Here is an 18,268-nt window from a genome sequence, read left to right as displayed (position 1 = left end):
TTCACTCTTCCTTCCCTTTATGTCCACAAATTTGATTTTTATACGCCTTCACTAGAAAACCCCGCTCTCTAAAAAGAAAGCGGGGTTTTTCGTCTTGTTTATTTTACATTCGAATAAGAAATACTGTACATGCTGTTAAAATACGTATTGTAAAGAGCTTGAACAGCACGGTCTAAAGCATCTGCTTTCACACCAAACATCATGCTCACCTCAGAAGAACCTTGGTTGATCATTTCAAGATTTACTTCAGCACGAGCAAAAGCTTCTGTAGCTTTTGCAGCAATTCCTACTGTGCTATTCATTCCTTCTCCTACTACCATAACCATAGCAAGATCACGTTCAATAAAGATTTCATCTACTTCAAGTTCTTTTTCAATTCGAGCAAATACGCGCTTTTCCACATCTGGCGTAAGCTGATGCTCGCGCATGATGACAGAGATATTATCAATTCCTGAAGGGGTATGTTCGTATGAAATACCTTCATCCTCTAAAATTTCAAGTAATCTTCTGCCAAAACCAATTTCACGGTTTAATAAGTATTTGCTCACGTGGATGTTGCAAAAACCTTTATCCCCAGCGATTCCAACTACCGGTGTATCGCCGTGAGGACGCTCAGCTACAATGAATGTGCCCTTTGCTTCCGGATTATTTGTATTCTTTACACATACAGGAATGCCTAGTTTATAAACCGGCTCCAGCGCTTCATCATGGAAGACAGAAAAACCTGCATAGGATAGTTCACGCATTTCTCTGTATGTTACTTCTTTCATTTCATGAGGCTTTTCCACAAGTCGTGGATCTACGCTGTAAATAGCATCTACGTCGGTAAAGTTTTCATACAAGTCAGCTTTTACTCCTGCTGCTACAATTGAGCCTGTGATATCTGACCCACCGCGCGAGAACGTAACCATGTTCCCTTCTTCAGAGTAGCCAAAGAATCCTGGAATCACCAAAATGCCCGAACGCTCTCTTAGCTGCGGTAATTTTTCATAAGACAGTGGAAGCACTCTTGCTCTTCCGGGTTCATCAGAAACAAAAATACCTGCTTCTTTTGGATTTACATAATGAGCTTCAAAACCTAAATGGTTTAAATAAGCAGCCATTACCTTTGCGTTATTATCTTCTCCACTTGCTTTTAGGCAGTCTAATAAGCGAAATGGATCGTTTTTATGTAAATCAATAAGTGATTGTAAATTCGTAATAATGTCAGTAATAATCGTTTCTGGCATAGACAAGTCCACAACGATTTCACGATAGCGATCAATTACTTGCCCAAACTCATCGACGTAATCTTCTCCAAGCTGTATTTTGGCAGAAAGTGCGATTAGCAAATCTGTCATTTTTGTATCTTCTCCGTATCGCTTACCCGGAGCTGATACAACCACCAGCTTTCTCTCTTTATCAGACGTTACAATATGCGCAACCTGTTTAAATTTCTCTGCGCTTGCAACTGAACTCCCGCCAAACTTCGCAACCTTCATGTGTGAGACACTTCCTTACTTTGTTTTTAATATTCGATTATTGTACCATATTTTATCAAGTAGAAAAGCTCATCTATCTAACTTTTCTAAAAATTAAAGGAATACTACCGTAATTGTACTCCCATAAAGAACAAATGTCTACCAGAAAAACACAAAAAGACTGATTTTACATCATGTAAAATCAGTCTTTATTTGTTATTCTGCTTTTGGCTTTTTTAATACGCCTACAAGGACCGCCGTTACAATTGCACCAATTAAAATTGCTAGTGCATATAAAAGAGGATTTCCTTGTACAATTCCGATAACGAATACGCCGCCGTGTGGTGCTGGTAAACCGATGTGGAACATCATTGTTAAAGCACCTGCTACTGCAGCACCGATAACCGATGCCGGAATCACGCGGCCTGGGTCAGCTGCTGCGAATGGAATCGCACCTTCTGTGATAAATGAAAGACCCATTACATAACACGTTTTACCTGTTTCACGCTCTTGGCGAGTAAATTTATTTTTGAACAAAGTTGTCGCAATGGCCATACCTAATGGTGGAACCATACCGCCTGCCATAATCGCTGCGTGTGGTGCATAGTTTCCAGCATCAATCATTGCAATACCAAATGTAAAGGCTGCTTTATTAATAGGACCACCCATATCAATCGCCATCATACCGCCTAAGATAATACCTAATAATACTAAGTTACCTGTACCAAATCCACTTAACCAGTGCGTTAATCCTTTGTTAATTGCACTAACTGGCTCATTTACAACATAAAGCATAATCAACCCTGAGATAAAAATCCCAAATAGCGGATAAAGAAGAACTGGCTTAATTCCATCAAGCGCTTGCGGCAGGCCGCTGAATAATTTCTTTAACCCCACTACTACATAACCTGCTAAGAAACCAGCGATTAAACCACCTAAGAAACCGCCTCCGCCAGAAGCTGCTAAAAGACCTGCAACCATACCGGGAGCTAAACCAGGACGATCAGCAATACTCATTGCAATGAACCCTGCTAGTACTGGTACTAGTAAGAAGAATGCATTATCTCCGCCAATTGTTTTTAATGCTGCTGCAAATGCATTATACGTCGGATCTTTCGGTTCTGCTGAGTGAATGCCAAACATAAATGAAATGGCAATTAAAATCCCGCCCCCTACAACAAACGGAAGCATTGCGGATACACCGCTCATTAGATGCTTGTAAAACCCTGTACGCTCTGATCCTTTACTTTCTCCGCCTTCTTTGCTGCCACCGCCGCCGCTGTATACAGGAGCGTCTCCTTTTAACGCGCGGTTAATTAATTCTTCAGGCTTGCGAATTCCTTCAGCTACTGGAACTTGAATGACTTTTTTACCTGCAAAACGTTCCATTTCTACTTGCTTGTCCGCTGCAACGATAATAGCGGTAGCGTTTTCAATTTCTTCCTTCGTCAACGCGTTTTTAACCCCGCTGGAACCGTTTGTTTCAACTTTTAGCGTGACATTCATGTCTTTCGCTTTTGCTTTTAAGCTGTCCGCTGCCATATATGTGTGGGCAATTCCCGTTGGACAAGCCGTTACAGCAAGCACTAATTGATCTGAAGCTGTATCTACTTCCTCTTCCGGCGCTTCATTTTCAGTTTCTTTATCATCAATTGCTTTAATGACTTCATCAATTGATGATGCTGTTAGCAACGTTTTTCGGAATGATTCGTCCATTAATAACGTAGACAAACGAGATAGTGTTTCTAAGTGAGCGTTATTTGCGCCTTCACTCGCTGCAATCATGAAGAATAAGTGTGCAGGCTGTCCGTCTAATGATTCATAATCGATACCTTCTGTTGAGCGTCCAAATGCAATGGCCGGTGTTTTTACCGAGCTTGTTTTCGCATGCGGAATGGCAATGCCTTCTCCAATTCCCGTTGTACTTTGAGATTCACGATTTAAAATTGCTTCTTTATAGCCAGCTCGGTCGCTTAAGCGACCAGCTTCGTCTAATTTTCCAACTAATTCATCAATAACATCAGCTTTTGACGTGCTTTTTAAATCAAGAATGATTGTATCTTTTTTTAATAATTCAGTAATTCTCATTCTCGTTTCCCCCTACTCTACCTTTGTGATTGACACTTGTTCACGAAGCGTCTTTACATCTTCTGCTGTACATAATTCAAGTGAGAATGCTGTGGCACTTCCTGAAGCTACTCCTGTTTGAAAAGCTTCTAATAAATCCCCTTGTTTTACATAAGAAGCAATAAATCCAGCTACAAGTGAATCGCCAGCTCCAACAGAATTTTTTACCGTTCCTTTAGGGACTGTGGCACTGTAGACACCGCTTTCGTTAATAAGCAGTGCTCCATCACCTGCCATAGACACAACAACGTTTTGCGCTCCTTGTTCCACGAGCTTCTTACCGTATACTAGCGCATCTTCTGCACTGTTTACTTCTACATCAAACAATTCTGCAAGTTCATGATGGTTCGGTTTGATAAAAAACGGCTTGTGAGACACGACGTCTAGCAAAGTTTTTCCACTTGCATCTACTACAACTTTTACTCCGTTCGCTGCTGCTAGTTCAGTTAACGTTTCATACACAGAACTTGGAAGCGTTTTCGGTATACTCCCCGCTAATACGAAGATATCGCCTTCAGTCATTTGTTTTACTTGAGTCAATAAAGACTGAAGCGCTTCGTCTGTAATAGCAGGTCCTTGACCGTTAATTTCTGTTTCTTTTTCTGTTTTTAACTTTACGTTAATACGGGTATCTCCCTCAACTCTTGTAAAAGCTGTTTCGATATTCTCCGCTTTTAAGTAGTCTTCGATATAGGTTCCTGTAAAGCCGGCTACAAAACCGAGGGCTTTATTATCAACACCTAATCGCTTTAAAACGCGAGAGACGTTAATGCCTTTTCCTCCTGGAAACTTGGCTTCATTCGTTGTACGGTTAAGCCCGCCTTCTTCGAATGCTGAAACATGTACTACGTAATCAACGGATGGGTTCAACGTACATGTATAAATCATGATTTCACAACCTTTATGTCTGTTTTGTTTGCATACTGTATAAGTACATCGCTAGGTACGTCATTTGTTATAATTTTTGCTTCATGTAAATCGGCTATTTTCGCAAAGCTTGTTTCAAAAAACTTAGTGGAATCTGATAAAATATACGATTCTCTAGACAGCTTCATTGCCGTTTGCTTGATCAATGCTTCTTCTGGGTCAGGAGTTGTATATCCATATTGATGATGAATCCCATTCGCTCCCATAAAGCACTTATCAAAACGATATTGCTCAAGACTTAAAAGAGCTCCATTGCCAATTAAAGCGCCCGTTTTATGTTTAACAGATCCCCCAATTAAATAGAGGGTAATACCTTGTTCTAGCATCGGGTTTAAATGCATTAAACCATTTGTCACGACTACTACATCTTTTTGCTTTAAAAAAGGAATCATTTCATATGTTGTAGTTCCTGCATCTAAAAAAATACAGTCACCTTCATTTATAATGGAAGCCGCATACTCTGCAATATTTCGTTTATCTTGAACATTTTTAGCAGATTTTTCGATAACGCTCAGTTCGATTCGTTTACTGCGAATAAGCGAAGCGCCACCGTGAACACGTTTGAGCATTTGCTCTTCTTCTAGTTGACTTAAGTCTCTTCTAATGGTGGATTCCGAAGCGCCTGTAACTTCGATAAACTCTTGTACTTTTACAAGTTCTTTCTCTTTTAAAAGTTTTAAGATTAGTTGATGTCTCTCCGGCGTTAACATGTTCTAGCTCCTTTTTCAAAAAAGCGTTTTCATTTATTTCATGTACTTACTTTATCACGGTTTACATTCAAAATCAATCATAAAAAATCAAAAACATTCATTTTTTTAATTACAAAATAAAGTTTTTTGAACGAATAGTTAAATTTGCATTTGGTTTAATAATAGTTAACACAAAAGGAAATATGCTGGTAATTCAAGAATTTGTCTACTTTTCTCATTATATGTAAAGGTTTTTTTCTACTCAATTAGCTATGACTGTTTTTGACTATTTCTTGACCGATTGAATTTTTCTGACTGAATCAGCCATAGCTTGTCCTGATTTCGTAAAAGCCTACACACCAAAAAAGTTGTCCACCTTTTTGGACAACTCAAAGTGACCCATCATTTAAATAAAAATAGAAGCATATATAATATGGAAGCAAGGGCAGAAGAAATAGCTAAACTTGAGATAAAACGAACGAGTCTTTTCTTAATGAACTGCGTTAATTCGATCTCTCTTACTTGAGTTTTTTCATTTTGCATACAATGATCCCTTCTTTAATTAAAATTTCCTAGTAGCTAGAAGTTACTACTCGCAGAATATGCTTTTATGTATTGTATGCATGCGTTAAAAAAAAGATACAAAACGAACAAAAAAGCTACTCTTAGCTAGAGTAGCTTTCATCTTTCCATACATCTGCTTCAATTACTGCATCCGCTCGAATCGAATATGTATAACAAGGGCCTGTAACCATCAGCATATTCGACTGCAGCGAGACTTTATCAATCGTCACTCGTTCATACCTTTGAATATGTCCTGCTTCATAGACGTGAAGCGTTACTGGATGATGCTCCGAGTAACTGTTCATAATGACATTTTCAATATGCTCAATCTTTTCTTTTTTCAACCCTAAGGACTGCTTATGCCCATCGGGACTGTACATTTTCTTCATTTTCTCTAAATGCTCGGGCATTACTAACTTCGCATACTGTTTTAATTCATCTTGATACACGTTCATTCTCCCCCTTGACTCTTGCTTCTATTTTACCGAACGAACATTCTCATTGCAAAACTTTTTAATCAAAATAAAAGCAAACAATTCATTTTTTCATACTCCATAAAAACTGTCAAAAGATTTTATGTTAATAGCAGAAACTGATTTTTAAAAAAATAATAATATCCCATCTTTAATTCGGTCTCTAGAGTTGGTATAATACATTGTCATGACTGTGTTTTCGGAGTTTTTGATGATTGGAGGTAACGTTCATGATTAATAAAATAAAAGAAATTATCCTCATTATTCTAGGGAGCCTCATTTTCGCACTGGCCATTAATTACTTTGCTATTCCAAATGAATTAGCAGAAGGCGGCGTAACCGGTGTAACAATGATTACCTATTATGTATTAGGCTGGTCTCCGGGTATCACAAACTTTATATTAAACGGTTTGCTGGTACTAATCGGATACAAATTGCTTCATAAACGTGTGATTGTTTACACAATTATATGTATTATTTTCACGTCTCTATTCCTACATATAACTGAAGGACTGGGAAATCCTCTTGACGATACGCTACTGGGGGCTATTTTTGCTGGTATTTTAGCTGGGGTAGGACTCGGACTTGTGTTTAGAGGCGGCGGAACTTCCGGAGGCTCTGCAGTTATTGCCCGCTTAGCTAATCAATATCTAGACTGGAATATTAGCAAAACGATGCTGGCAATTGATTTATTAGTGGTAGCAAGCGCTTATTTTGTCATCGGTGGAGAAAAGACGATGTATACGATTATTTCTCTTTACATCGGAACGAAAGTGCTTGATTATATCATTGAAGGACTCAACCCTCGCAAAGCAATCACTATTATTTCACACCGTTCAGCTGAAGTAGCCGAACAAGTCAATAAAAAGATGCAGCGCGGCGTCACTGTCTTTTCCGCTCATGGAAGCTATACAAAAGAAGCAAAAGACGTATTGTACGTAGTTGTGAACAAACAAGAACTGCTAGAATTAAAGCGTATTATTCATAAAGTCGACGAACAAGCTTTTGTGGTCGTACACGATGTGCGCGACGTCTTTGGAGTAGGTTTTACTATTCCAAAAGCCGGCTGAAAACCCGCTGTAAAAAAGCGGTTTTTTTCTATTATATATGTTTGCGCTGAAAATACAGTAAACCTGCCGTTATAAAAAGAATAAACTCTCTTGTAACGACAATAAAAAGCTCTGTAGTGAAAATCTAAAAAGCTAAAAGGCGATGCCTTTTAGCTTTTTTCTTTACACGTCCATTTAATTAACAGACCGCAGTGCGTTAATCCTCCTCCAAACCCATAGAGAATAAGGAGGTCATTATCCTGTACTTTTCCTGTCATTATTCCTTCGTTTAAAGCAAGCGGAATAGAAGCGGAAGACGTATTTCCGCAGTATTGCACACTCGTTAACGTTTTATCCATTGAAACACCTGTTTTAGCACAAATAGCTTCAATCATTCGAAGGTTTGCACTGTGCGGAATAAACCAGTTTACATCAGAAAGAGAAATGGAAGTATTCTTTAATAATGCTTCTACTCCTTTTGGAATCGTTCGTACAGCAAAGCGGTATACTTCACGCCCGTTTTGAACTAAATTCCCGCTCGAGTTAATTTCTTTTCCTGAAAGAGTATTAGATAAGTTAGAACGATATAAATTTCCCCCTCCGCTTCCGTCCGTTCCGTAGTGACATCCTAAGAAACTTGGATTATGCTCATCGTACTCTACAAGCATAGCCCCCGCTCCGTCACCAAACAGCACGCATGTGGCCCGGTCCGTATAATCTGTAATTTTCGACATGACTTCAGCACCAATAACTAAAATCTTTTTATGCAATCCCGACGTCACTAAGCCGTTCGCCACATGAAGTCCATATGTAAAACCGGCGCATGCGGCACTTAGATCAAATGCAGCAGCTTGATCAATATGAAAGTAATCTTGAACCTGACATGCTACGCTAGGAAAAAAGTGATCCGGCGTTGTTGTCGAAACAATAATTGCATCTACATCTTCTATTTTTACATCATATCGGTTAAGCAAATTTTCAACGGCTTGAATGGCAAGCGTGGACGTGTATTCGCCTTCCCCTGCAATTCGTCGTTCTTTCATTCCCGTACGCTGTACAATCCATTCGTCACTTGTATCAACCATTTCTTTTAAATGGTCGTTCGTTAATTTTTGCTTTGGTGTATATATCCCCATTCCCGTAATTCTAGCTTTTGACTGTATCATTTCTCCACCTCAAATCAGTTGATACTTAATTATAACACCTACTTTTAATATCTGGTACTAATTTATTAGCAGATAAAAAGCGCAAAGGCATACCCTTTACGCTTTTTATTAAATAGAATAATCTTCTGGAATAAATACTTTTAGCTGCTTAGGCTTTACATACACCTGCTCTCCCACTTGAAGGCTGAGGACTTTATAGTGCTCTTTGCTTAATTCAGCTTCTAAAAATTCTTCTGCATCTTCTCTTTTTAATTCAATTTGCACGATAGGACCTATCACATGAATATGGCTAACGGTTGCAGAAACAGCATCTGCGCTTGTTTTTACCTTTTCAAGGTGAATATCATGAGGTCGTACATATCCAACAGCTGCTTCTTCATTTCTTCCGCGGAATTCTGGAACATCCATTTCAAAGCTTCCTTGTTTTAGTCTGCCTTTATGAATGCGGCCCTTGAATAAATTGACGTTCCCTAGAAAATCGTACACAAATGGACTGTTAGGATGATCATATACTTCCTCAGGACTTCCAATCTGCTCAATTTTTCCGTTGTTCATCACAACAATACGATCGGCCACATCTAAAGCTTCTTCTTGATCATGCGTAACGAAAATACTCGTAATATGAAAATCATTATGCAATTTACGCAGCCATCTGCGCAAATCCTTGCGAACTTTTGCATCCAAAGCGCCAAAAGGTTCATCTAATAGCAGTACTTTCGGTTCTACTGCTAACGCTCGAGCAAGCGCTACTCGCTGGCGCTGTCCGCCCGATAATTGAGAGGGATAGCGATTTGCAAGCGGCTCTAGTTTAACAAGCTGCAGCAGCTCGGTTACTTTCTTAGTAATATCTGTTTTAGAAGGCCTTGTTTTTTTAGGTCGTACTTTTAAACCATACGCAATGTTATCAAACACAGTCATATGCCTGAACAAAGCATAGTGTTGAAAAACAAACCCTACATTCCGCTCTTTTGGATTTATGTGCGTAATTTCCTTTCCATCAAATAAAATAGCTCCTTGATCAAGATGTTCAAGACCGGCAATGATACGAAGCAAAGATGTTTTTCCAGAACCGGACGGACCGAGTAAAGCTACTAATTCACCCGTTTGAATATCAATGTTAATAGAATCCAGCGCTTTAAAATCACCAAAGTTCTTTGATACGTGCTTAATATGGATACTCATCTCATAAGCTCCTTCCTATTCAAATATGTTTGGCTTTCCACTCAATAATATTTTTTACAATTAATGTAAAAATAGCCAGAACTGACATTAAAGATGCTACCGCAAACGCTGCTGCAAATTGATATTCATTGTAGAGAATTTCAATATGAAGAGGCATCGTATTTGTCATTCCTCGAATGTGCCCAGACACAACGGAAACAGCTCCAAACTCTCCAATCGCCCGCGCATTACATAAGATAATGCCATATAATAAGCCCCATTTAATATTAGGTAACGTCACTAGAAAAAAAGTTTTGAAACCGCTGGCTCCTAACGTTAACGACGCTTCTTCTTCGGCTGACCCTTGAGCTTGCATAAGAGGAATCAATTCTTTAGCAACAAACGGCAGCGTTACAAAAAGAGTAGCTAATATAATACCGGGAATAGCAAAGACAATTTTGATGTCGTGATTAAACAACCATTCTCCGAATAACCCTTGTGCACCAAATAATAAAATAAAAATCAATCCAGCAATAACAGGCGAAACAGCAAACGGCAAATCAATAAGCGTAATTAAAATATTCTTTCCTTTAAAATCAAACTTTGTAATTAACCATGCAGCTACCACGCCGAAAATGGCATTTAAAGGAACGGTAATAAGCACCACAATTAGCGTTAGTTTAATAGCAGCCAAAGCATCCGGATTCGTAATCGCAGCAAGATACGTTTCCCACCCTTTTTGAAAAGCTGTCATAAAAATGGTGATGAGCGGGAGCACTAAGAATAGAGCTAAAAAAGCCAGTGCAATAAATGTAAGCAGCCACTGGACGACTTTGGGCTCTTTTAAACTAGAATGATTAAGTTTAACAGTCGTTTTTGCATGCTGCATTGGAACATGTCCTGCCAATGTCATCCCTCCTTAACTATGTACAAATTTACGATTTGTCCACCATTGAATAATATTAATAAGTAATAACAGAAAAAATGATACAACGAGCATGACTGATGCAATAGCAGTAGCGCCCGCATAATCGTACTGCTCGAGTTTTGTCATAATAATAAGCGGCGTAATTTCAGTTTTCATCGGCATATTTCCAGCAATAAAAACAACTGACCCGTATTCTCCAAGCGCTCTTGCGAATGAAAGAGAACAACCTGTTAAAATAGCAGGCACCAGCTCTGGAAAAATAACTTTTCTGAACGTTTGCATTCGGCTGGCTCCTAAGCTAGCAGATGCTTCTTCGATCTCCGCATTAAAGTTTTGCAATACTGGCTGCACCATTCGGACAACAAACGGCAGACCAATAAACGTCAGAGCGATAATAATTCCGATAGGCGTAAATGCGATTTTAAACGTAAATAATTGACCAATCCATCCTTTCGGAACGTAAAGAGTGGTCAAGGCAATGCCGGCAACAGCCGTTGGTAAAGCAAACGGCAAATCTACAAGTCCATCAATAAACCTCTTTCCAGGAAAATGATATCTCACTAATACCCATGCAATAATAGTTCCAAAAATAACATTAATAATCCCTGCTGCAAATGCTGCTCCAAAACTTAATTTATATGATGCTACTACTCTAGAGTCTGTAACAGTTTTAATAAAGTCGCTCCATCCCATAGATGCCGTATTTAAAAAAATCATAGCTAACGGAAAAAGCACAAGGATACTTGCATAAAACATCGTAAAACCTAAAGAAAGCCCAAATCCAGGTAAGATGCTTTTCTTTTTCTTCTGTCGTTGTAACACGCTCACGTCTTACACCTCTCTCTGCTTTCAAGATACATATACACAGAAGATACGAATTACCATTCGTATCTTCCTCATTTACTTTTTTAATGCATCATATTACTTTGGCTGATAAATCTGATCGAATGTTCCTCCATCGTTAAAATGAGTTTCTTGAGCTTTTTTCCAGCCGCCAAAATCTTTAATGGTGACTAGGTTAAGAGAAGGAAATTGATCTTTGTGTTTCTCTAATATTTTTTCATTTCGAGGACGATAGTAGTTTTCCGCTGCGATTTCCTGACCTTTTTCTGTATATAGATATTTCAAGTATGCTTTTGCTACCTTTGTTGTGCCTTTCTTTTCAGCTACTTTATCTACTACAGCAACAGGCGGTTCTGCTAAAATACTCAATGACGGTGTTACAATTTCAAATTTATCTTTTCCTAGCTCATTTAACGATAAGTAAGCTTCATTTTCCCATGCAATTAACACGTCTCCAATGCCCCGTTCTACAAATGTAGTTGTCGCTCCGCGTGCGCCTGAGTCTAACACTTCGACATTTCCATAAAGTTTACTCATGAAGTCTTCAATCTTTTTGTTATCTCCGTTATATTTATTCTTCGCGTATGCCCAAGCCGCTAAATAATTCCAGCGTGCGCCTCCAGACGTTTTTGGATTTGGTGTAATAACGGATGTACCTTTTTTCGTTAAATCATCCCAATCTTTAATTCCCTTTGGATTTCCTTTACGAACTAAAAAAACAATTGTTGATGTGTATGGTGTAGAATTATGAGCCAATTCTTTTTCCCAGTCTTTGTTTAATAATTGGCGAGTTTGAGCGATTTCATCAATATCGTATGCAAGCGCCAGCGTTACGACATCCGCTTCTAAACCGTCAATTACTGCTCTACCTTGCTTACCAGAGCCACCGTGTGATTGCTTGATAGTAACGTCTTGCCCTGTTTTATCTTTCCAATAAGATGCAAAACTCTTATTGAACTCCTGATAAAGTTCACGTGTAGGATCATATGAAACGTTTAAAAGCTCTACTGGTTTTTTTGAATCGTTTTTACTCGCAGAACTATCTTTCCCTGCTGTTTCAGTAGATTTCCCATTGCCGCAACCTGCTAGTACGACGAGCAGTGCTGTTAGCACCATTAAAAACTGAACTGCTTTTTTCTTCATGTTTTACTCCCCTTTTTATAAAAAATACAAAAAGGCCGCTATCTCTTTGAAAAGAGAAGCAGCCTTCAGTTAGTCTGATCAGCGTATATGCTCTTAAATTATTCTTATTAAATTTATTCGTAAGAATAAAAAGAAGATACTTTCTGAAAAGACAATTTATTCTTGTTTTTATAATAAACACACTTTACCTATTAGTCAACTAGGTTTTTAATCTTTTTTACACTTATTTTAGTTCTTTTTACGTGTTTTCCTTACTTACTGCGTGTCTGATACTCTTTTTCTAAGTCAGAGAGCGTGAGTTCAAAAAGATGATGGTTTTCTTTTTTGTAAACCCCTTTTTTTAATAACTCTTCAATGAGGTATTGTTTTCTTTGCCGCACCGCTGCTCGTAATAAATTTTCCATCTTTATTCCTCCTATTCTATTCATCTAAAAATAAAAAAGGCTTCTAACATAGGTTAGAAGCCTTCGGTAACCCGATCAGCACAAGGATGAAACTGTCAGATCTTTATCATTTTAAAAAGTATAAAGCTGCTGCTTCAGCAGCTTTACACTTCTCATCGTTATACTTAGACAACCTATAACACAATTTTAATTCGAAAAATTCTAAATCTTCCATCAATAAAAAGTCAATTATTCTTTGGATATGCATATTTTCTATACTTGATACAGTACTCCCGCTTTGCTGCCAAAGACTTCAATAGCTAGGCCGTCTCTTCCATGTTTGTGGAGAAAGTATTTAACTAGACTTATTTGTGGCTTGCTACTTTGCTTTTAGCTAAAAAGCGGTTTTTTTCCGTACTGTCCACTTGAGTAATTTGTCCGTCGTGAAGAGTAATTAGTACAGATCCATAGTTGATTTCAGTTAGTAATTTAACAATATAATCTAATTTTTCTTGTGTAATTGAAGCCATTTTATCATTCTCCTATTCATAGATAAATTTATATTTTAGTTGCAGTTGAATAAACAAAGCGAACAACATCTATAAGTACTTGTATAATGTGCAGAAGATAAATACATGGTAATCCTCCCCATATGTTCAGTTGAAGATTGAGATTTTAATGACCACAACCAATGTACAGAAAAGGCCCACACTAGTAGCGAACAAGTATGAGCCTTCGGTTGACCGATCAGCTTCTTTAGCATCCCAATTTTTTCAAAAGATTTATACTATCTATATTATTTACACTTTACCTATATGTCAAGTAGGGATTAAAAAAATAAATAGATATTATTAAATTTTTTTATATCTTTGACCTAATAAAAAAGACTCATCTGCATGAACTTACACAGACGAGTCTTTTTTAGTCCTATTTTTTTGGATAGGCAGGGTTACCGTAAAGATGCTTCCTTGTTCTTTTTTGCTTTCAACACGTATTGCGCCCTCATGCAGCCGAACAATTTTTTTTGTAATGGCTAGACCGAGGCCGCTTCCTTTTAACGTTCTCGATTTATCTACTTTATAAAAGCTTTCAAAAATATATTTTTGATCTTCTTCGGCAATACCAATTCCATTGTCCTTTATTTTCACGTCTATTTCTTCGTTTTTTAGAGAAATGGATATTTTCACAAATCCATGTTCAGGCGTATATTTAATAGCATTTGTTACTAAGTTTAGCCACACTTGCTCTAACAAATCTTTGTCTGCTTCCATTTGAACATTGGATAAATCAAGATCAATTTCTATGTTCTTTTTTGTCCACTGAGGTTCTAAAGCCATGACCACATGCCTGATTTGTTCATCCAGGCGGTATGGCTGCAGCATTAGCGTTTGATGTTCAGAGTCTAGAGAAGCAAGCTTTAACAAATTGGAACTAAGCTGAGAAAGTCTTGTACTTTCTTTTTCAATAATCGTTAAATATTGTATCTTTTTATCTTCACTGACGATATCATCTTTAAGTGCCGCTGAAAAACCGCGAATAGAGGTCAGCGGTGATTGAATTTCATGCGAAACGCTAGCAATGAACTCTTGCCTCATCGTTTCTATTTTGTTTAATTCTTTAGTCATTTGATTGAAATTTTTAGTTAACAGACCGATTTCATCATTCGCTGCGTGCTCGACTTGCACATTGTATTCGCCTTGTCCGACCACTTTCATCGCTGTACTGAGACGCTTAATCGGTTTAATAATAATCATTGAAACATATGCAAATAATACAATACCCACTAATAAAATCGTAATAAGCTGGATATTTTGAACATCTTGAATAACTGAAAATTGCCGCTGTGGATGAGACTGAATAAATAGAGCATACGACCGTCCATTTTCTTTAAAAGGAAGACCCACTACGTTTGGCTGTGGACGATCATCTTTTTCCTCGTTTAAATTAGAATAACGCTTCCCGTCTAATACTTGATCTACTTCTTTCGGTGTAATTGGAATAGGCGGTCCTGGCTGTCCTAATACTTTTTCTTCATGCTGATCATCAATAATAATAAACGAAAAATGAATGAATGATGAATTAGATAAAAACCTTGCAGCTTTGTCGGAGTCTTCTGCTCCGTACAAATCAATAAAATCTTCTCCCATCTTCACCATATCCTGACCTAATCGCATTTCGAGCTTCTGCTTGCTAAGAAATGTCGTAACGACAACGGTAATCACAACGCTCAATAAAATTGTAATGATGAACGACAGAACCAGCTTTACATAAATTGATTTCACGTTAACACCCTTCTGCTCTATAACCTAATCCGCGAATTGTTTTGATTTCCATACCGACGTTTTTCATATGATTAAGCCTCTCTCGCAGACGTTTTATGTGAACGTCTACCGTGCGCTCATCGCCTTCATAATCATATCCCCAAATTAATTGAATAAGCTGATCACGAGTAAAAATCTTTCCTGGAGAACTAACGAGCGTGAACAGTAATTCAAACTCTTTTAACGGCAGCTGTTCGCTTGTTTCTCCTGCACTCATCTCTAATTTGGTACGGTCTAGTTTTATATTCCCCATATAGATTACATTGTTAGCTTCTACTCGGTACCTGCGTAAAAGAGCCTTTACACGAGCAACCATTTCCTGAGGATCAAAAGGCTTCACGATATAGTCGTCTGTTCCGATATCAAATCCTTTTAGCTTATCATGCGATTCGCCTCTAGCTGTTACCATTAAAACCGGTATATCAAAATACTCCTTAATTTCCTTTGTTAGTTCCCATCCGTCTTTAAATGGCATCATGATATCAACGACTGCTAGATCAATTCGAAACTCTTCCATTTTCGTCCATGCTTCTTCACCATCTGCTGCTTTTATAATTTTAAATCCTTGATTTTCTAAATATAATGATATCAGCTCTCGAATATGTTGATCATCATCTGCAACTAATATTTGAATCATACATGTCTCTCCCTATTCCTAAGTTTGTCCAGCTTTTACGCACAGTAAGCTCTCTGTTTATACCAAACAGAGAGCCGCATAAGATCATACAATGATTTTATACTTCAAATATGAACTGAATATGAACAAACTGATTAACGCTTAGTGACTGAAGTTGTTTGCTCGTTCTTTTTCTACAATTCCCTCCAAATACGATAAAAACGTGTGACGTAAATCTCTGCGCTTTAACGCAACTTCTACCATCGCTTTCATATAGCCTACCTTATCTCCAATATCAAAGCGCTGCCCTTCCAGTTCAAGAGCAAACAATCGCTCTTTTTCACATACCACACGCAGTGCATCTGTTAATTGTAATTCATTTCCTACCCCTCTTTCAATCGTTTTTAGATAAGAAAAAATAGAAGGATTTAAAATGTAGCGGCCCATAACGGCAATAGTTGACGGAGCTTGTTCTATCGATGGTTTTTCAATCAAGTCATTCACTTCATGAAGGCTGCCAGATTTATTTTCCGGCTGAATGATTCCGTATTTTGATACCTCTTCAACATCCACTTTTTGAACTCCGATAACTGATTGATTAGTCGTTTCATACGCTTGGATCATCTGTTTGAGCGCAGGTTCTTCAGAAGTCATAATATCGTCTCCAAGAAGAACAGCAAACGGCTCATCTCCAATAAACTGTTCGGCACAAAGAATAGCATGACCGAGTCCTAACGGCTCTTTTTGACGAATATAGTGAATGCTGGCCATTGATGAGATCGTTTGTACTTCTTTTAACATGTCAAACTTGTGTTTTTCTTCAAGCATTTGCTCTAACTCAATTGATTTATCAAAATGGTCTTCAATTGATTTTTTGTTTCGCCCTGTAATAAAAATAATACTTTCAATGCCTGATTTCACAGCTTCTTCTACAATATATTGTACAGCAGGCTTATCGACAATTGGCAGCATTTCTTTCGGCTGCGCTTTTGTCGCTGGCAAAAATCGAGTTCCTAAACCGCCTACTGGAATAACTGCTTTTTTTATCGTCATATATGAATCCCTCTTTCTTTTTTAGTAGTAAATACAAATAATTTAGTACCAATAAAGTTGATACCGACACTTGCGATTGTAATTAAAAGTTTACTGATTAGCAGCGATATACCCCATTTATTGTATAGAACAGTCAACAGAAATGATGTTAGGGATAAAGTGATCAAATTTACGATCACGAATGAAATCACCTCACGCTTACTGCTTTTTTCTTTTCTCTCAAACGTCCATTTGCGATTCATGATATAACTGTTTAAGATGCCCGCACTGTATGAAATCCACTGCGCTAGTATGTAGTTAACACCGATTGTTGTTAAAAGTGCGTATACTACAAAATCAATCAGTGTATTTGCAACTCCTACTAACGCAAATTTAATAAAAGATATCCATTTGTTAGTCACGAAGTGATACTTCCTTGCGTGTTTCAAGCTGATACTTTTCACGGACGATATAGAGTGGACGATTTTTTGTTTCATCGTAGATGCGGCCAATATATTCTCCAATCATACCAAGAATAATTAAAATGATGCCGCTAAAGAATAGCTGAATGACAATTAATGACGACCACCCGGTGATGGTGCTGTCTGTAAATAACTTCAAATACAGCACTACTAAAAGATAAATAAAGCCGATACCAGATAGAGTTACACCAGCATAGCTAGCTAGCTTTAATGGCTTATATGAAAAAGATGTAATACCATCCATTGAAAGCTTCAGCATCTTTTTTAAAGGGTATTTCGACTCCCCGGCCAAACGCTCGTCTCGCTCATATTCTACTGCTGTTTGCTTAAAGCCAACCCAGCTTACTAATCCGCGAACAAAGCGATTTTTTTCTTGAATGCTATTCATTTGATTGCACACTTTGCGATCTAGCAAACGGAAATCCCCTGTATCAAGTGGAATATCAATATCGGTCATCGCACGTAAGAAGCGATAAAACATAGCAGCCGTTTGTTTTTTAAAGTATGTTTCTCCTTTTCGCTTTGTACGCTTAGCGTATACAACGTCAAACCCTTGCTTCCATTTTTCAATCATCTCTAAAATCAATTCGGGCGGATCTTGCAAATCAGCATCAATCACAACGACCGCCTCTCCTCTTGCATAATCCATACCCGCTGTAATAGCAATTTGATGACCAAAGTTACGAGCAAAATCTAATAAAACAACCGCTGGGTCTTGCTCACTGTACTCTTTAATGATTTCTGCTGTTCGATCTCTACTGCCGTCGTTCACGAAAAGAAGCTCGTAAGCTTCTTTCGTTGAACGCATCACTTCTGTGAGACGGCGGTAGGTTTCATGAATCACTTCTTGTTCGTTGTAGACAGGAATAACAATAGAATATTTAACAATGGAACTCATGTTCAT

General features: G+C 38.0%; 19 protein-coding genes. 1 reads left to right on the top strand and 18 read right to left on the bottom strand.

What is annotated here, in order from left to right:
• Window positions 1–98: 98 nt before the first annotated feature.
• The 6 genes from AC3WJG_RS18285 to AC3WJG_RS18260 form a co-directional block, all read right to left on the bottom strand.
• On the bottom strand, window positions 99–1,481 hold the full coding sequence (locus AC3WJG_RS18285) for an aspartate kinase (RefSeq protein ID WP_013082960.1): 1,383 nt from the start codon (window positions 1,479–1,481) through the stop codon (window positions 99–101).
• Window positions 1,482–1,676: 195 nt separating this feature from the next.
• The gene (locus tag AC3WJG_RS18280) at window positions 1,677–3,548 is read right to left on the bottom strand and encodes a PTS fructose transporter subunit IIABC (protein ID WP_013056836.1); all 1,872 of its coding nucleotides are present in this window, start codon (window positions 3,546–3,548) and stop codon (window positions 1,677–1,679) included.
• A gap of 12 nt (window positions 3,549–3,560) precedes the next feature.
• Window positions 3,561–4,475, bottom strand: a complete 915-nt coding sequence (gene pfkB / locus AC3WJG_RS18275) for a 1-phosphofructokinase (RefSeq protein WP_025752144.1) — start codon at window positions 4,473–4,475, stop codon at window positions 3,561–3,563.
• The gene (locus AC3WJG_RS18270) at window positions 4,472–5,224 is read right to left on the bottom strand and encodes a DeoR/GlpR family DNA-binding transcription regulator (protein WP_013056834.1); all 753 of its coding nucleotides are present in this window, start codon (window positions 5,222–5,224) and stop codon (window positions 4,472–4,474) included. The genes pfkB and AC3WJG_RS18270 overlap by 4 nt, the downstream gene beginning before the upstream one ends.
• 381 nt (window positions 5,225–5,605) lie before the next feature.
• Window positions 5,606–5,746 (bottom strand): hypothetical protein, encoded by a 141-nt coding sequence (locus AC3WJG_RS18265; protein WP_013056833.1) that lies wholly within the window; start codon window positions 5,744–5,746, stop codon window positions 5,606–5,608.
• A gap of 122 nt (window positions 5,747–5,868) precedes the next feature.
• Window positions 5,869–6,222 carry a YolD-like family protein gene (locus AC3WJG_RS18260; protein ID WP_060745768.1) on the bottom strand — a complete coding sequence of 118 codons (354 nt, stop codon included), beginning with the start codon at window positions 6,220–6,222 and terminating at the stop codon, window positions 5,869–5,871.
• A gap of 248 nt (window positions 6,223–6,470) precedes the next feature.
• Between AC3WJG_RS18260 and AC3WJG_RS18255 the strand changes: the two genes are divergently transcribed.
• Entirely contained in the window at window positions 6,471–7,310 is an 840-nt protein-coding gene (locus tag AC3WJG_RS18255) for a YitT family protein (RefSeq protein WP_028408702.1), read from the top strand.
• Window positions 7,311–7,459: 149 nt separating this feature from the next.
• Here the strand turns inward: AC3WJG_RS18255 and AC3WJG_RS18250 are convergent, their stop codons facing one another.
• From AC3WJG_RS18250 to AC3WJG_RS18195, 12 genes are all read right to left on the bottom strand, one after another.
• Window positions 7,460–8,455: a ketoacyl-ACP synthase III gene (locus tag AC3WJG_RS18250; protein WP_034275891.1), complete on the bottom strand. Its 996-nt coding sequence runs from the start codon at window positions 8,453–8,455 to the stop codon at window positions 7,460–7,462.
• A gap of 108 nt (window positions 8,456–8,563) precedes the next feature.
• Window positions 8,564–9,637 (bottom strand): sulfate/molybdate ABC transporter ATP-binding protein, encoded by a 1,074-nt coding sequence (locus AC3WJG_RS18245; protein WP_028408704.1) that lies wholly within the window; start codon window positions 9,635–9,637, stop codon window positions 8,564–8,566.
• Window positions 9,638–9,656: 19 nt separating this feature from the next.
• Window positions 9,657–10,523, bottom strand: coding sequence for a sulfate ABC transporter permease subunit CysW (cysW, locus tag AC3WJG_RS18240; protein ID WP_028408705.1), 867 nt, complete (start codon window positions 10,521–10,523; stop codon window positions 9,657–9,659).
• 12 nt (window positions 10,524–10,535) lie between these two features.
• Window positions 10,536–11,372, bottom strand: a complete 837-nt coding sequence (gene cysT, locus AC3WJG_RS18235) for a sulfate ABC transporter permease subunit CysT (protein ID WP_337134033.1) — start codon at window positions 11,370–11,372, stop codon at window positions 10,536–10,538.
• Between the two features lie 93 nt (window positions 11,373–11,465).
• The gene (locus AC3WJG_RS18230) at window positions 11,466–12,530 is read right to left on the bottom strand and encodes a sulfate ABC transporter substrate-binding protein (RefSeq protein ID WP_025752130.1); all 1,065 of its coding nucleotides are present in this window, start codon (window positions 12,528–12,530) and stop codon (window positions 11,466–11,468) included.
• A 251-nt stretch (window positions 12,531–12,781) separates the two neighbouring features.
• A complete protein-coding gene (locus AC3WJG_RS18225) occupies window positions 12,782–12,934 on the bottom strand; it encodes a Fur-regulated basic protein FbpA (RefSeq protein WP_034275894.1) in 153 nt (50 codons plus the stop codon).
• A gap of 344 nt (window positions 12,935–13,278) precedes the next feature.
• Window positions 13,279–13,443 carry a YezD family protein gene (locus AC3WJG_RS18220; protein ID WP_013056824.1) on the bottom strand — a complete coding sequence of 55 codons (165 nt, stop codon included), beginning with the start codon at window positions 13,441–13,443 and terminating at the stop codon, window positions 13,279–13,281.
• A gap of 372 nt (window positions 13,444–13,815) precedes the next feature.
• Window positions 13,816–15,195 carry a sensor histidine kinase gene (locus AC3WJG_RS18215; RefSeq protein ID WP_028408706.1) on the bottom strand — a complete coding sequence of 460 codons (1,380 nt, stop codon included), beginning with the start codon at window positions 15,193–15,195 and terminating at the stop codon, window positions 13,816–13,818.
• Window position 15,196: 1 nt separating this feature from the next.
• Window positions 15,197–15,871 (bottom strand): response regulator transcription factor, encoded by a 675-nt coding sequence (locus AC3WJG_RS18210; RefSeq protein ID WP_221840440.1) that lies wholly within the window; start codon window positions 15,869–15,871, stop codon window positions 15,197–15,199.
• Between the two features lie 141 nt (window positions 15,872–16,012).
• Window positions 16,013–16,903 carry a UTP--glucose-1-phosphate uridylyltransferase GalU gene (gene galU, locus AC3WJG_RS18205; protein ID WP_221840439.1) on the bottom strand — a complete coding sequence of 297 codons (891 nt, stop codon included), beginning with the start codon at window positions 16,901–16,903 and terminating at the stop codon, window positions 16,013–16,015.
• The gene (locus tag AC3WJG_RS18200) at window positions 16,900–17,304 is read right to left on the bottom strand and encodes a GtrA family protein (protein WP_221840438.1); all 405 of its coding nucleotides are present in this window, start codon (window positions 17,302–17,304) and stop codon (window positions 16,900–16,902) included. Before AC3WJG_RS18200 ends, galU begins: the two co-directional genes overlap by 4 nt.
• Window positions 17,297–18,262, bottom strand: a complete 966-nt coding sequence (locus AC3WJG_RS18195) for a glycosyltransferase family 2 protein (protein WP_028408710.1) — start codon at window positions 18,260–18,262, stop codon at window positions 17,297–17,299. The genes AC3WJG_RS18200 and AC3WJG_RS18195 overlap by 8 nt, the downstream gene beginning before the upstream one ends.
• Window positions 18,263–18,268 lie beyond the last annotated feature (6 nt).

This window comes from Priestia sp. FW507-14D1A, assembly GCF_058781295.1.
This window is presented reverse-complemented; position numbering and strand designations above follow the sequence as displayed.